Annotated in this window: 14 protein-coding genes and 1 pseudogene; 7 read left to right on the plus strand and 8 right to left on the minus strand. The window is 71.4% G+C overall.

Going from position 1 to position 12,991, the window contains the following annotated elements:
• Nucleotides 1-88: 88 nt before the first annotated feature.
• The 4 genes from B7L92_RS04685 to B7L92_RS04700 form a co-directional block, all read right to left on the minus strand.
• Nucleotides 89-1,213 carry a GuaB3 family IMP dehydrogenase-related protein gene (locus B7L92_RS04685; RefSeq protein WP_081236212.1) on the minus strand — a complete coding sequence of 375 codons (1,125 nt, stop codon included), beginning with the start codon at nucleotides 1,211-1,213 and terminating at the stop codon, nucleotides 89-91.
• Nucleotides 1,214-1,379: 166 nt separating this feature from the next.
• Nucleotides 1,380-2,882 carry an IMP dehydrogenase gene (gene guaB / locus B7L92_RS04690; protein ID WP_081236213.1) on the minus strand — a complete coding sequence of 501 codons (1,503 nt, stop codon included), beginning with the start codon at nucleotides 2,880-2,882 and terminating at the stop codon, nucleotides 1,380-1,382.
• A 160-nt stretch (nucleotides 2,883-3,042) separates the two neighbouring features.
• Entirely contained in the window at nucleotides 3,043-3,630 is a 588-nt protein-coding gene (locus B7L92_RS04695) for a sigma-70 family RNA polymerase sigma factor (protein WP_004984380.1), read from the minus strand.
• Between the two features lie 495 nt (nucleotides 3,631-4,125).
• Nucleotides 4,126-4,737 (minus strand): response regulator transcription factor, encoded by a 612-nt coding sequence (locus B7L92_RS04700; protein ID WP_003948568.1) that lies wholly within the window; start codon nucleotides 4,735-4,737, stop codon nucleotides 4,126-4,128.
• A gap of 380 nt (nucleotides 4,738-5,117) precedes the next feature.
• Between B7L92_RS04700 and B7L92_RS04705 the strand changes: the two genes are divergently transcribed.
• On the plus strand, nucleotides 5,118-5,447 hold the full coding sequence (locus B7L92_RS04705) for a WhiB family transcriptional regulator (RefSeq protein ID WP_004984385.1): 330 nt from the start codon (nucleotides 5,118-5,120) through the stop codon (nucleotides 5,445-5,447).
• Nucleotides 5,448-5,588: 141 nt separating this feature from the next.
• Here B7L92_RS04705 and B7L92_RS04710 read toward each other — a convergent pair whose 3' ends face one another.
• Nucleotides 5,589-6,485, minus strand: coding sequence for a LysR family transcriptional regulator (locus B7L92_RS04710; protein ID WP_081236214.1), 897 nt, complete (start codon nucleotides 6,483-6,485; stop codon nucleotides 5,589-5,591).
• Between the two features lie 79 nt (nucleotides 6,486-6,564).
• Between B7L92_RS04710 and B7L92_RS04715 the strand changes: the two genes are divergently transcribed.
• The 5 genes from B7L92_RS04715 (at nucleotide 6,565) to B7L92_RS43830 (ending at nucleotide 10,967) form a co-directional block, all read left to right on the plus strand.
• Nucleotides 6,565-7,245, plus strand: a complete 681-nt coding sequence (locus B7L92_RS04715) for an MOSC domain-containing protein (protein ID WP_081236219.1) — start codon at nucleotides 6,565-6,567, stop codon at nucleotides 7,243-7,245.
• A 194-nt stretch (nucleotides 7,246-7,439) separates the two neighbouring features.
• Nucleotides 7,440-9,068: a multicopper oxidase family protein gene (locus B7L92_RS04720; RefSeq protein ID WP_143626234.1), complete on the plus strand. Its 1,629-nt coding sequence runs from the start codon at nucleotides 7,440-7,442 to the stop codon at nucleotides 9,066-9,068.
• A 79-nt stretch (nucleotides 9,069-9,147) separates the two neighbouring features.
• Nucleotides 9,148-9,921: an SDR family NAD(P)-dependent oxidoreductase gene (locus B7L92_RS04725; protein ID WP_081236215.1), complete on the plus strand. Its 774-nt coding sequence runs from the start codon at nucleotides 9,148-9,150 to the stop codon at nucleotides 9,919-9,921.
• Between the two features lie 96 nt (nucleotides 9,922-10,017).
• Nucleotides 10,018-10,725 carry an ester cyclase gene (locus B7L92_RS04730; RefSeq protein WP_081236216.1) on the plus strand — a complete coding sequence of 236 codons (708 nt, stop codon included), beginning with the start codon at nucleotides 10,018-10,020 and terminating at the stop codon, nucleotides 10,723-10,725.
• A complete protein-coding gene (locus B7L92_RS43830; RefSeq protein ID WP_081236217.1) occupies nucleotides 10,662-10,967 on the plus strand; it encodes a DUF7008 domain-containing protein in 306 nt (101 codons plus the stop codon). Before B7L92_RS04730 ends, B7L92_RS43830 begins: the two co-directional genes overlap by 64 nt.
• Nucleotides 10,968-11,011: 44 nt before the next feature.
• On the opposite strand, the gene B7L92_RS04740 is transcribed toward B7L92_RS43830, so the two are convergent.
• Nucleotides 11,012-11,167: a DUF397 domain-containing protein gene (locus B7L92_RS04740; protein WP_081236218.1), complete on the minus strand. Its 156-nt coding sequence runs from the start codon at nucleotides 11,165-11,167 to the stop codon at nucleotides 11,012-11,014.
• Nucleotides 11,164-11,253 (minus strand): annotated as a pseudogene (locus B7L92_RS41935) (XRE family transcriptional regulator); the annotation flags it as partial. The gene B7L92_RS04740 and the pseudogene B7L92_RS41935, both read right to left, overlap by 4 nt.
• Before the next feature lie 100 nt (nucleotides 11,254-11,353).
• On the opposite strand from B7L92_RS41935, the gene B7L92_RS04745 reads away from it, so the two are divergent.
• Nucleotides 11,354-11,818, plus strand: a complete 465-nt coding sequence (locus B7L92_RS04745) for a hypothetical protein (protein ID WP_081236221.1) — start codon at nucleotides 11,354-11,356, stop codon at nucleotides 11,816-11,818.
• Nucleotides 11,819-11,881: 63 nt separating this feature from the next.
• On the opposite strand, the gene B7L92_RS41940 is transcribed toward B7L92_RS04745, so the two are convergent.
• On the minus strand, nucleotides 11,882-12,925 hold the full coding sequence (locus B7L92_RS41940; protein WP_255310755.1) for a NucA/NucB deoxyribonuclease domain-containing protein: 1,044 nt from the start codon (nucleotides 12,923-12,925) through the stop codon (nucleotides 11,882-11,884).
• Nucleotides 12,926-12,991: the final 66 nt, after the last annotated feature.

Consider the following 12,991-nt stretch of genomic DNA (forward strand, 5'->3'; position numbering starts at 1 on the left):
CCCCCTCAGGCGCCCCCGTCACCCCCTCATGCGAAGGGGCCGGTCACCCCGTCCGGGTGGCCGGCCCCTCGGCGTGGCGCGGGAAGGATCACCGCCGGTGCTGCGAGTCCGCCACCGTCACCTCGACGCGCTGGAACTCCTTCAGCTCGCTGTAGCCCGTGGTGGCCATCGCGCGGCGCAGGGCGCCGAAGAGGTTCATCGAGCCGTCGGGCGTGTGGGACGGACCGGTGAGGATCTCCTCCAGGGTGCCGACCGTGCCGAGGTCGACCTTCTTGCCGCGCGGCAGTTCCTCGTTGACGGCCTCCATGCCCCAGTGGTTGCCCCGCCCCGGGCCGTCGGTCGCGCGGGCGAGCGGGGAGCCCATCATCACCGCGTCGGCGCCGCAGGCGATCGCCTTGGGCAGGTCGCCGGACCAGCCGACGCCGCCGTCCGCGATCACGTGCACGTACCGGCCGCCGGACTCGTCCATGTAGTCGCGGCGGGCGGCGGCCACGTCGGCGACCGCGGTGGCCATCGGGACCTGGATGCCGAGCACGTTGCGCGTGGTGTGCGCGGCGCCGCCGCCGAAGCCGACCAGCACGCCGGCCGCGCCGGTGCGCATCAGGTGCAGGGCCGCCGTGTAGGTGGCGCAGCCGCCGACGATCACCGGGACGTCGAGTTCGTAGATGAACTGCTTCAGGTTCAGCGGCTCGTGCGAGGACGAGACGTGCTCCGCCGAGACCGTCGTGCCGCGGATGACGAAGATGTCCACGCCCGCGTCGACGACGGCCTTGGAGAACTGGGCGGTGCGCTGCGGGGAGAGCGCGGCGGCGGTGACCACGCCCGAGTCGCGCACCTCCTTGATCCGCTGCCCGATCAGCTCCTCCTTGATGGGGGCGGTGTAGATCTCCTGGAGGCGGCGGGTGGCCGCCTCGGCGGGCAGTCCGACGATCTCGTCCAGCAGCGGCTGCGGGTCCTCGTAGCGCGTCCACAGGCCCTCGAGGTTCAGCACGCCGAGGCCGCCGAGTTCGCCGATGCGGATCGCCGTGGCCGGCGAGACCACCGAGTCCATGGGAGCGGCCAGGAACGGCAGCTCGAACCGGTAGGCGTCGATCTGCCAGGCGATCGAGACCTCCTTCGGGTCCCGCGTACGGCGGCTGGGGACGACCGCGATGTCGTCGAAGGCGTACGCCCGGCGGCCGCGCTTGCCGCGCCCGATCTCGATCTCAGTCACGTCTGTGGCCTTTCCCTGATGCGTTGCAGCACCTTCCAGTATCCCCGACGGCGCGGCGGTCACCGCCCCGGACGGACGGCGAGGGCGGCCCCGGAACGCCCGGGACCGCCCTCGGCGGGGCTCGGCACGCTCAGACGTGCTCCCCGCGTGCGTGCGCCACTGCTCGCTACTGCTTGCTGTAGTTCGGCGCCTCGACCGTCATCTGGATGTCGTGGGGGTGGCTCTCCTTCAGACCCGCCGAGGTGATCCGCACGAAGCGGCCCTTGGACTCCATCTCGTCGATGGTGGCGGCCCCCACGTAGCCCATGGTCTGCCGCAGGCCGCCGACGAGCTGGTGCAGCACGTTGGACAGCGGACCGCGGTAGGGCACCTGGCCCTCGACGCCCTCGGGGACGAGCTTGTCGTCGGACGCCACGTCCGCCTGGAAGTAGCGGTCCTTCGAGTACGACCTGCCCTGGCCGCGCGACTGCATGGCGCCCAGGGAGCCCATGCCGCGGTACGACTTGAACTGCTTGCCGTTGATGAACAGCAGCTCGCCCGGCGACTCCTCGCAGCCCGCCAGCAGGCTGCCCAGCATCACCGTGTCGGCGCCGGCGGCGAGGGCCTTGCCGATGTCGCCGGAGTACTGCAGACCGCCGTCGCCGATCAGCGGGACGCCGGCCGGACGGGCCGCGAGGGACGCCTCGTAGATGGCCGTGACCTGCGGGACGCCGATGCCGGCGACCACGCGCGTGGTGCAGATGGAACCCGGGCCGACGCCCACCTTGATGCCGTCCACACCGGCGTCGATCAGCGCCTGCGCCCCGTCGCGGGTGGCGACGTTGCCGCCGATCACGTCGACGCCCACGCTCGACTTGATCTTGGACATCCAGTTGAGGGCGTTGCGGTTGTGACCGTGCGAGGTGTCGACGACCAGGAAGTCCACACCGGCCTCGGCCAGGGCCTGGGCCCGCTCCAGGGCCTCCGGGCTGGCACCCACCGCGGCACCGACGAGCAGACGGCCCTCGGCGTCCTTGGCGGCGTTCGGGTACTGCTCCGCCTTCACGAAGTCCTTGACCGTGATCAGGCCCTTAAGGACGCCCTCGTCGTCGACCAGCGGAAGCTTCTCGATCTTGTGGCGGCGCAGCAGCCCCATGGCGTCGGGACCGGAGATGCCGACCGTGCCGGTCACCAACGGCATGGGGGTCATGACCTCGCGCACCTGACGGGAGCGGTCGGTCTCGAAGGCCATGTCGCGGTTGGTGACGATGCCGAGCAGCTTGCCGTTGCCGTCGGTGACGGGGACACCGCTGATGCGGAACTTGGCGCACAGGGCGTCGGCCTCGGCGAGCGTCGCGTCCGGGTGCACCGTGATCGGGTCCGTGACCATCCCGGACTCGGACCGCTTCACCAGGTCGACCTGGTTGACCTGGTCCTCGATCGAGAGGTTGCGGTGCAGGACGCCGACGCCGCCCTGGCGGGCCATCGCGATCGCCATGCGCGCCTCGGTGACCTTGTCCATGGCGGCGGACAGCAGCGGAATGTTGACCCGCACGTTGCGGGAGATGCGGGACGAGGTGTCGACCGCGTTGGGGAGCACTTCCGATGCGCCCGGCAGCAGCAGCACGTCGTCGTAGGTCAGCCCGAGTGTCGCGAATTTACCGGGCACTCCGTCGACGTTGGCAGTCATGACACCTTCCCCAAATGGCCTTGATCGGTGCGGATGTCCATGCTAACGGGAAGCGATGGTGTCCCATTCCACGATCATGCACGGCTCCGGGCTTCGTATGTTCGTACGGGCACCGCCGCGGGCCCGTTCACGCGCCGAAGGGGCGAAGCGCCGACGGCGGTTACTGCTCCGCCAGCGCGCGCAGCCGGCTCAGCGCACGGTGCTGGGCCACCCGGACCGCGCCGGGTGACATTCCCAACATCTGTCCGGTCTCCTCCGCCGTGAGGCCCACGGCGATGCGCAGCAGCAGCAGCTCCCGCTGGTTCTCGGGCAGGTTGGCCAGCAGTTTCTTGGCCCACTCGGCATCGCTGCTGAGCAGGGCGCGCTCCTCCGGGCCGAGCGAGTCGTCGGGGCGCTCGGGCATCTCGTCGGAGGGCACCGCCGTCGAGCCGGGGTGCCGCATCGCCGCGCGCTGCAGGTCGGCGACCTTGTGTGCGGCGATGGCGAAGACGAACGCCTCGAAGGGCCGCCCGGTGTCCTTGTACCGGGGCAGCGCGAGGAGCACCGCGACGCAGACCTCCTGGGCGAGGTCCTCGACGAAGTGCCGGGCGTCGCCCGGGAGCCGGGACAGGCGGGTGCGGCAGTAGCGCAGCGCCAAGGGGTGGACACGGGCCAGCAGATCGTGCGTGGCCTGCTCGTCCCCGTCGACGGCGCGGTGGACGAGCGCACCGATCGCCCCCTGGGCAGTGCCCGCCTCGTCGTCGCGCATCGGTCCATGGTGCCCTGCGGGCCCCGGGTCCGCGGCACCGCGTCCCTTGTTGTGCACCGAAGCGTTATGAGCAGGTGCGGCGGAACTCATCCCCTGCGCCCTCCCCTTCCGCTCGACCGACTCGTCCCCGAGGAACTCCACACCTCAAGGATGCGTCATCCGCGGCGAAACAAGCAGAGGGCACCCTTCGGCCGCCGCCGTTGCCCTGGTGAACCGGGTTCCCGGTGCCCTCTCCGCGGCGTGCGCGGCCGGCCCCGGGGCCTGTCGTCCGGATCGGTCCGGGTCCGCGCCGCCGGGGGCCCGCCCCGCCGAGCCGCGGCTCCCGTCCGGACGGGGAGCGGTCCTCGCCGGTCGGCGTCGTGCCACGCGTGGGCGCCCCGGTCGGGGACACCGCCCTGCGCGTGTCCGGCCCGGGCGGGGGCATCCGCGTGCCCCCGCTCGTCGGCCGCCGCCCGGCGCCGCACGCCGTAGCCGGTCCGATCCGGAGGACAGGCCCTAGCGCACGAGGCCCCACCGGAAGCCGAGCGCCACCGCGTGGGCCCGGTCCGAGGCGCCGAGCTTCTTGAAGAGCCGTCGCGCGTGCGTCTTGACGGTGTCCTCGGAGAGGAACAGTTCCCGGCCGATCTCGGCGTTGGAGCGGCCGTGGCTCATGCCTTCGAGGACCTGGATCTCACGCGCGGTGAGCGTGGGCGCGGCGCCCATCTCGGCGGAGCGCAGCCGACGCGGGGCGAGCCGCCAGGTCGGGTCGGCGAGCGCCTGCGTGACCGTGGCGCGCAGTTCCGCGCGGGACGCGTCCTTGTGCAGGTAGCCGCGGGCACCGGCGGCCACCGCGAGCGCCACACCGTCGAGGTCCTCGGCGACGGTGAGCATGATGATGCGCGCTCCGGGGTCGGCGGACAGCAGCCGCCGAACGGTCTCCACGCCGCCCAGACCGGGCATGCGCACATCCATCAGAATCAGATCCGAGCGATCGGCCCCCCAGCGGCGGAGGACTTCCTCGCCGTTGGCGGCCGTCGTCACGCGCTCGACGCCGGGCACGGTCGCGACCGCGCGGCGGAGCGCCTCTCGGGCGAGCGGGGAGTCGTCGCAGACGAGGACGGAAGTCATGGCCGCCCTCCGCAGCTGATGCGCGTCACCTTGAGCCTCCAGGCTGGTACGAAATCGTCACCTGTGCGGTCGACCGTCTCGGACGCCTGCCCGAGCGCTTGTTCCTTCAACCGCCTCGCACTCTCAACGACGGTCACTCGAAAGAGTTACGGGGCCGTCTGCCATCTTCGGCACTCTACGTGAGGAGTCGGACACGAAGCGGACATGCGCCACGGACCCTCGAACTTTCACCACAACCGTGCCCCATTCAGCCCCTTTTCTTCCCTTTCATTGGTGTCTGAGGCTAGATTCGCAATGAGTCATATTTTCATCTCCTTGGATCGTAGTTGTACGGTCGTGGACACCGGATCCGCCCAGAACGGCTACATAGGGGTCACGCAATGGCAGATTTCTCCCGCCTTCCCGGACCGAACGCGGACCTGTGGGACTGGCAGCTCCTGGCTGCGTGCCGCGGGGTGGACAGCTCGCTCTTCTTCCACCCGGAGGGCGAGCGGGGCGCTGCTCGAAGCGCTCGTGAGAACTCGGCCAAAGAAGTCTGCATGAGGTGCCCGGTGCGCGCCGAGTGCGCCGCCCACGCGCTGGCGGTACGCGAACCGTACGGCGTATGGGGCGGACTGACCGAGGACGAGCGCGAGGAACTGATGGGACGGGCGCGCAACAGGCTGGTGTCGGCATCGGCGGCCGGCGGGCACGCCGCTTCGAGCACCTGAAGGAACGTTTCTGTAAAGACTGATCCGTAGAGACTGATCCGTAGAGACCGGGGCACGTACGCGTGCCCCTGATCTTTTTCCGGCGCGGTCACCGACCGTCACCCGGGAGCGGACCCGCCGCGGTCCGCGGTCCGGCCCGGGCTACCGGGTCGCCGCCCGCGCCAACTGGTCCAGCGTCGCGGCGACCGCCGGCACCTGCGCGAGGTCGGGAAGGGTGAGCGCGACGATCTCCCGCCGCACGGCGGGCTCCAGCACGACGGTGCGCACCCTCCTGGGCCGTACGGACTCGACGGCCAGCTGGGGCAGGACCGCGACCCCGAGCCCGGCGCCGACCAGGCCGGCGACCGCCGGATAGTCGTCGGTCGCGAAGTCGATGCGCGGGGTGAATCCGGCCGCCTCGCACACCTCGACCAACTGTCCCCGGCAGCGGGGACAGCCGGCGATCCACGGCTCCTCGGCGAGTTCGCCGATGGCGACGGACTCCGCGTGCGCGAGCCGGTGCCGCTCGGGCACGAGCCCCACGAGCCGGTCCGTCAGCAGCGGCCGCACGACGAGGTCGTCCCACTCCTCCGCGCCCGTCGCCCCCGCGTAGCGGAAGGCGAGCGCCACGTCGCAGTCCCCCTCGCGCAGCATCTCGACGGAGCGGGGCGGCTCGGCCTCCTCCAGGGAGACCCGGGTGCCGGGGTGGGCGTCGCGCAGGGCGGCGAGGGCCGTCGGGACGAGCGTGGAGCTGCCGCTGGGGAAGGAGACCAGCCGGACCCGGCCCGCGCGCAGCCCGGCGATGGCGGCGACCTCCTCCTCGGCGGCGGTGAGCCCGGCGAGGATCCCGGCCGCGTGCCGCACCAGCGCCTCGCCGGCCTGGGTCAGACGCATCTCACGGCCGTTGCGGATGAGCAGGGGCGTGCCGACGGACGCCTCCAGTGCCTTCATCTGCTGACTGACGGCGGGCTGGGTGCAGCCCAGTTCCCGGGCCGCGGCGGAGAAGGAACCGGTGGTGGCCACGGCGCGCAGCACACGCAGGTGACGGGCTTCGATCACCCCTCAAGGATAAGCCGCCCTTTGACAGGACGGCGAATATCGCTTCGACGCTTTGATCGTCGTCGCCTACCGTGCGCCCATGAAGCTTCTGTCTGTGAACCTGGGACACCCCCGGAGCGTGCCGTACACGGACCAGCCCGAGGGCCTGACCGGCATCGACAAGCGGCCCGTGGACGGGCCGGTGCGGGTGGCGGCGCCGGGGCCGAAGGGGGTCGGCGCGAGCGGGCTGGCCGGGGACGCCGTGTGCGAGACGCGGCACCACGGCGGAGACGACCAGGCCGTGTACGCCATGGCCCGCGAGGACCTCGACGAGTGGGAGCGCACGCTGGGGCGCCCGCTGCGGAACGGCTCCTTCGGCGAGAACCTCACCACCGAGGGCCTCGACGTGTCCGGCGCCCTGATCGGTGAGCGCTGGGCCGTCGGGGCCGAGGCGGTGCTGGAGATCACCTCCGGGCGCATTCCCTGCCGCACCTTCCAGGGCCATCTGGGTGAGAAGGGCTGGGTGAAGCGGTTCACCCGGCGGGGCGCCCCGGGCGCCTATCTGCGGGTGGTCCGCCCCGGTGAGATACGGGCGGGCGACGCGGTGCGGATCGTGCACCGGCCGGACCACGAGGTGACGGTCGCGCTGCAGTTCCGGGCGGTCACGACCGACCGCGCGCTGCTTCCCCGGCTGCTGGCGGCGGGCGAGGCGCTGCATCCGGAGGCCCGGGCGGCGGCGCGGACGTACGTGGAGAAATACGGGGCGGGCGCGCAGGCCTGACGACCCGTCCGGTCCGTCGGTCCGTCGGTCCGCCGTGGTGACACGGCGTGCCCGGCCGCCGCTGCGGGTCCTCGCACGCCGGGCGCCGGGCGGCTCCTAGGGGGAAGCCCCGGACCGCGGGCCGGGGTCGGCTCAGGGGCGGGTCGGGGCGGTTCCCCGATGTCCGGTGCCTCGTGGGCGAGGACGCTCGAGGCATGTCCCGTCACACGTCCCGAAACGCGGCGCCGGACGGGGGAGGCCCGTCCGGCGGCCCCCGTCGCGCCTTCCGCTGGAAGCGGCTCGTCCTCGTGCTCGGTTCGCTGGTCGTCGCGGCCGCCCTGGTCGTCGGCGGCCTGTTCGCCCGGCTGTGGACCGACGCGAAGGTCAGCACGGTGGGCGAGGCGCCGTTCGACAACCCGCTGGCGATACCGCCGCTGGCCGAGTCGACCGTCGAGAAGGACGGCACCCGGGTCTTCGAGCTGCGCATGCAGGCGGGCGAGACGGAGTTCCGGGACGGGGTGAAGACCCCCACCTGGGGGTTCAACGGCTCCTACCTCGGCCCGACGCTGAGGGCACAGCGCGGTGAGAAGGTGCGCGTACGGGTCGTCAACGGCCTGGAGGAGGCGTCCTCCGTGCACTGGCACGGCATGCACCTGCCGGCGCGTATGGACGGCGGCCCGCACCAGATGATCGCCCCGGGGGCCACCTGGACACCGCGCTGGACGGTGGACCAGCCCGCGGCGACGCTCTGGTACCACCCGCATCCGCACGGCAGGACCGAGGCGCACGTCCGGCGCGGTCTGGCGGGCCTGTTCCTCCTCGACGACGAGAAGTCCGCGCGCCTCCCCCTGCCGAAGCGGTACGGCGTCGACGACCTGCCCGTCGTCGTGCAGGACGTCCGTTTCGACGGCTCGCAGCTGGCCGGCGACCGCGGGCTGATGCAGAACGTGGGCTTCCTGGGCGACCGGACCATGGTCAACGGCACCCTGCGCCCCTATCGGCAGGTACACGACGAGCTGATACGGCTGCGGCTGCTCAACGCCTCCACCGCGCGCACCTATGCCTTCGGTTTCCCCGACGACCGCGGCTTCTCCCTGGTGGGCACGGACGGCGGTCTGCCGGCACGGCCCGCGGTCATGGACCGGGTGCAGCTGTCACCGGGAGAGCGCGCCGAGATCGTCGTGCGGGTGGCGGCGGGTGAGCGGGTGATGCTCCGCAGCTTCCCGCAGGACAACTACGGGGACGCCTGGCAGCGGCGGTTCGGTGGGGGCGACGACTCGTTCGACGTACTGGAGTTGCGTGCGGCCGAGCGGCTGCGGCCCTCCCCCGGGCTTCCCACCGAGCTCGCCGAACCGGAGGTGCCGCGCGAGGAGGAGGCCGTGCGCGGCCGGCACTTCGATCTGAAACGGTCCGGGATCAACGGCCGGGCGATGGACATGGGACGCGTCGACGAGACGGTCACACGCGGCACGACGGAGGTGTGGACGATACGCAACACGAACGGCATGCCGCACAACTTCCATGTGCACGACGTGCAGTTCCGCGTGGTGGAGGTGAACGGTGCGGCTCCGCCGCCGGCCCTGCGGGGGCCGAAGGACACGGTGTTCGTGCCGCACGGTACGACGATGAAGCTGGCGCTGCGCTTCACGGGACCGGCCGATCCGGACACGCCGTACATGTACCACTGTCACCTGCTGTATCACGAAGACGAGGGGATGATGGGCCAGTTCGTGGTGGTCGAGAAGGGACAGCCGGCCGGGAAACCGCCGGGACACCCGGGCCGTACGGACCGTGTGGCCCATGGGGGTCACGGGAGCCATGGACGCGGACACGGGGACGGCTGAACCGGCCGGTCCCCGGCGCCTCCCCGTACGGCGGAGCCGCAGAGCGGACGCCTCCGCTCCGGGTAACTACTCTTGCGGCATGACAACGGCTCTGATTACGGGATCGACGGCGGGGATCGGTGCCGCGTTCGCGCGGCGGCTGGCGGCCGACGGACACGACCTGGTGCTGGTGGCCCGGAACACCGGCCGGCTGCGGGAACAGGCGACCGAACTGCACGACCGCCACGGCATCGAGGCGGAGGTGCTGACGGCCGACCTGGCGGAGGACCGGGGCATCGAGGCGGTGGCGGCCCGGCTCGGCGACCGCAAGAGCCCCGTGGACCTGCTGGTCAACAACGCCGGTTTCGGCAACAAGGGCCGGTACCTCGACGTCCCCATGGCCGACGAGCTGAGGATGCTCAAGGTGCACTGCGAGGCGGTGCTCCGGCTGACCTCGGCGGCGACGGAGGCGATGCGGGAGCGCGGGCGCGGGGGTGTCGTGAACGTCGCCTCGACCGCGGCGTTCCTGCCGCGCGGGACCTACGGGGCGTCCAAGGCGTGGGTCGTGCAGTTCACCCAGGGCGCGGCGCTGGACCTGGCGGGCAACGGCGTACGCCTGATGGCGCTGTGCCCGGGGTTCGTGCGCACCGAGTTCCACGAGCGGGCCGGGATGGGGACGGACAACATCCCGAACTGGATGTGGCTGGACGCGGACAAGGTCGCCGCGGCGGCCCTCGCGGACCTGGCCCGCGGCAAGTCGCTGTCGATCCCGGATCCCCGGTACAAGGCGCTGATGGGAGCGGCGAAGCTGATCCCGCGGAGCGTGCTGGGCGGGATCTCCTCGCGGACGGGGCGGAAGTACGGACCCCGGTAGGGGGCGTACCGCGGCCACGGCGGGCCGGAGCCCGTGCCCGGGAGGAAAATGGGGCTGACAGGACCCGGACCCAGGGGGGCGCCGGAGGCGAGCGGGATGACCTTCGTACAGCTCATCGACTGCAGGACGAACCGGTTCGAGGAGATGGACCGGCTCATGGACCAGTGGGTCGAGCAGACCAGGGGAAGGCGGACGGCGACGCACACGGTGGTCGGCAAGGACCGCTCGGACGCGGAGCACGTCGTCGAGATCGTGGAGTTCCCGTCGTACGAGGAGGCGGTGCGGAACTCGCAGCTCCCGGAGACCGACCGGATCTTCCGGGAGATGGTGGCGCTCTGCGACGGGACGCCCACGTTCACGGACCTGGACGTGGTGCGGGACGCGCAGCTGAACACGGACTCCGCGCGGCGGTTCTTCGAGGTGGTGGCCACCGGGAGCGATCTGTCACCGGTGACGGGCCTGGTCGAGGAGCACTACCACGACCACGATCCGGCGAACGAGCAGGACATCATCGGCCTCGACCACTTCCGGCGCGAGATGGACGTGTGGCGCGGCGGCTTCGACTTCTCCTTCCGGATCGAGGACCAGATCGCCCAGGAGGACCGGGTGTGCACGCGGTGGAGCTGGGAGGGGACCCACCGGGGCGACTTCCTCGGAATCCCGGCCACCGGGAAGAAGGTGTCCATGACGGGTACGACGGTCTTCCGCTTCGGCGGGAACGGAAAGATCGTCGAGGGCTGGTGGCAGTACGACCGGCTCGGGCTGATGACACGGCTGGGAGCGGTGGAGCCGACGGAGTTCTGAGGCGCGCTCGGCAGCGGCACCGTCCCACGGGCAGGACAACGGCACGTCCCCTGTCGGAGGCGACGACTGGAAGCTCGAACCGTGGCAAGCTCGACGTGCCCAAGGAGCGGTTCATCTCCTACCCCGGCGCCTCCACCGAGGCCGACGGTTCGCTCCTGCTCGGCTGGGCCGGCTGGAACCACCGGGACCGGGCCGACGCCCTCATCGGGCTGACCCGCGACCGCGTGGAGACCGGCGGCTGACCCAAGGAGGACCCCCGCTCCGTGCCGCTGCTCGCCGAGAACGCTCAGGACCGCTGCGTCCGGTCGCTTCGAGTCGCGGACGCCGGTACGGCCGTACCGGCGTCCGCGACCTCGACGCAATCACCTCCGTTGCCCGCGCTGTAGCTGCTCCTGAACCAGCGCGGTTCGCCAGCGGCAGGCGCGGGGCTGCCTGTCTTCACAGCTCTCCCGACAGCTTCTGGATGAAGGCCAGTGACTCTCTGGGAGTCAACGCCTGTGCCGCGAGGACTCCGTACGTCGCCTCCAGGCGTCCGGCGTACGGGTGAAACCCCTCACCGCAGCCGACTCGCCACCTCCGCCTACCATCCCGGCAAGGAAACCGGCATCGGAATCCCGAAGGGGTGCTCGTGGCACAGCTTGTCCGGCAGCAGCGCGTGGACGCGTACGTGGGGCACCACGCATTCGGTTTGCAGGAGTCCGACGACGCGGACCTGCCGGTCCCGTTCCCCGACGACTTCGACCACAGCGCCTTCCTCGGCACGCACCCCGGCCGTCTGGACATCACCAGCGGCGGGCACACCCACACCGCCACGGTCACCGTCGAGGTGTGGGACGGACCGCCGCCGCAGGACCCGGCGGACTGGGACGAGCAGGCCGAGGCCGACTTCGAGTCGACGAGCGGGCAGGTCGCCGTGTGGTCCATGCACACGGGCCGGGCGGACGACGTCATCGTGCTGGGGGACTCCGGTGGTTCGTGGCGGGTCCGGGTCGGTCGCGCGGGCCGGGCCGAGGCCGCCGCCCTGTCGGAGGGCGAGGGCACCGGTCACGGGGTGGAGCGTTACCTCATCCGGTTCTGGCCCGCCGGCGCGTGAGGAAGCAGTACTGCGGTGGGAGCGGACGCGCCCCGCTCCCACCGCAGGTACAGGTGGCTCAGGTCACGAGACAATCCCGACGATGAACCCGTCGTCCATGCCGTCGATGATGCGGTTCTTGGCGTAGAAGCTCTTGAGGATCAATCCGCCGGCCTTGTTGTCGTCCTTCGCCATGGGCTTGGCGGAGAAGTTGAACTCCTTGGCGTCCGCGTCGAACTCGGGTTCCGCGGCTCCTTCGTACGTGCTGGCGAAGGGGTACTCGTCGCACTCGAGCGTGCCGCCCTGGGTGTAGTCGGCGCCCCAGTACCGCTTGCGCTGCTTGACCGCCGCCGCGCGGTTCTTGTCGATGCGGGTGGCGCTCACCGTGCGGTGCAGGGGCTCCTTCGCCGTCTGGCCGGGAATCTTCTTCGCCGACATGTACGGCTTGGTGTCCTGCGGGACGAGGAACGCCTGTCGTATGTGGGCGGCCTCGGCCTGTTCCTCGGCTCCCTGCTTCGCGCTCAGGGTGAGCGGCGTGACGTAGCTGAAGGTGACCGCCCCCTTCTTGTCCGGAGTGCCGCCGCCGGTGGAGTTGGCCAGGTACGACGCGGCGTCCCAGCGCGGGGCGAGCATGAACAGCTTGCCGCCCAGGGCGCCGCTCAGTTTCCAGGGAGCGGGCGGGGTGTAGCTGATGGCCGGTTCGTACACCGCGAAGAGGAGGTCGGCGGATCCGCTGCCCTGTCCCGGCTTGGCGGTCACGGTCTCCTCGAACGTGCGCTGCGCCTTGAGCTGGGTGAACGTCTTCGTCCCCGGCAGGGTCCCGCCGCGGGTGTAGCGCGCACCGGAAGGCCGGCTCTGCGGAATGTCGGCCTTCAAGGTGATCGGCATGGCCGCCGCGCCGGTGGTGCCGGCGGTGGTGAAGTCGGTGAAGTGGTACTGGAAGGTGATGGTGCGGCTGTTCTTGGCGATGGTGCCGACCGCGCGCACGTTGAACATGCTGGTGCCGACAGGCCGGCCGTTACGCGTCCACGTCTGGAGGAAGGACGCTCCGTCGCAGACCGCGAAGCGGGACTTGACGTAGAACTTCTTGTCACTGCCCAGCCCCTTGACGCATTCGTCGTACGTCATCGCGGCGGGGCCGGGTCCGTCGAGGCCCGGCCCCGCCTCCAGGACCCGTCCGCCGCCCGCCTAATC

The organism is Streptomyces viridosporus, assembly GCF_002078235.1.
Lineage (GTDB): Bacteria > Actinomycetota > Actinomycetes > Streptomycetales > Streptomycetaceae > Streptomyces > Streptomyces viridosporus.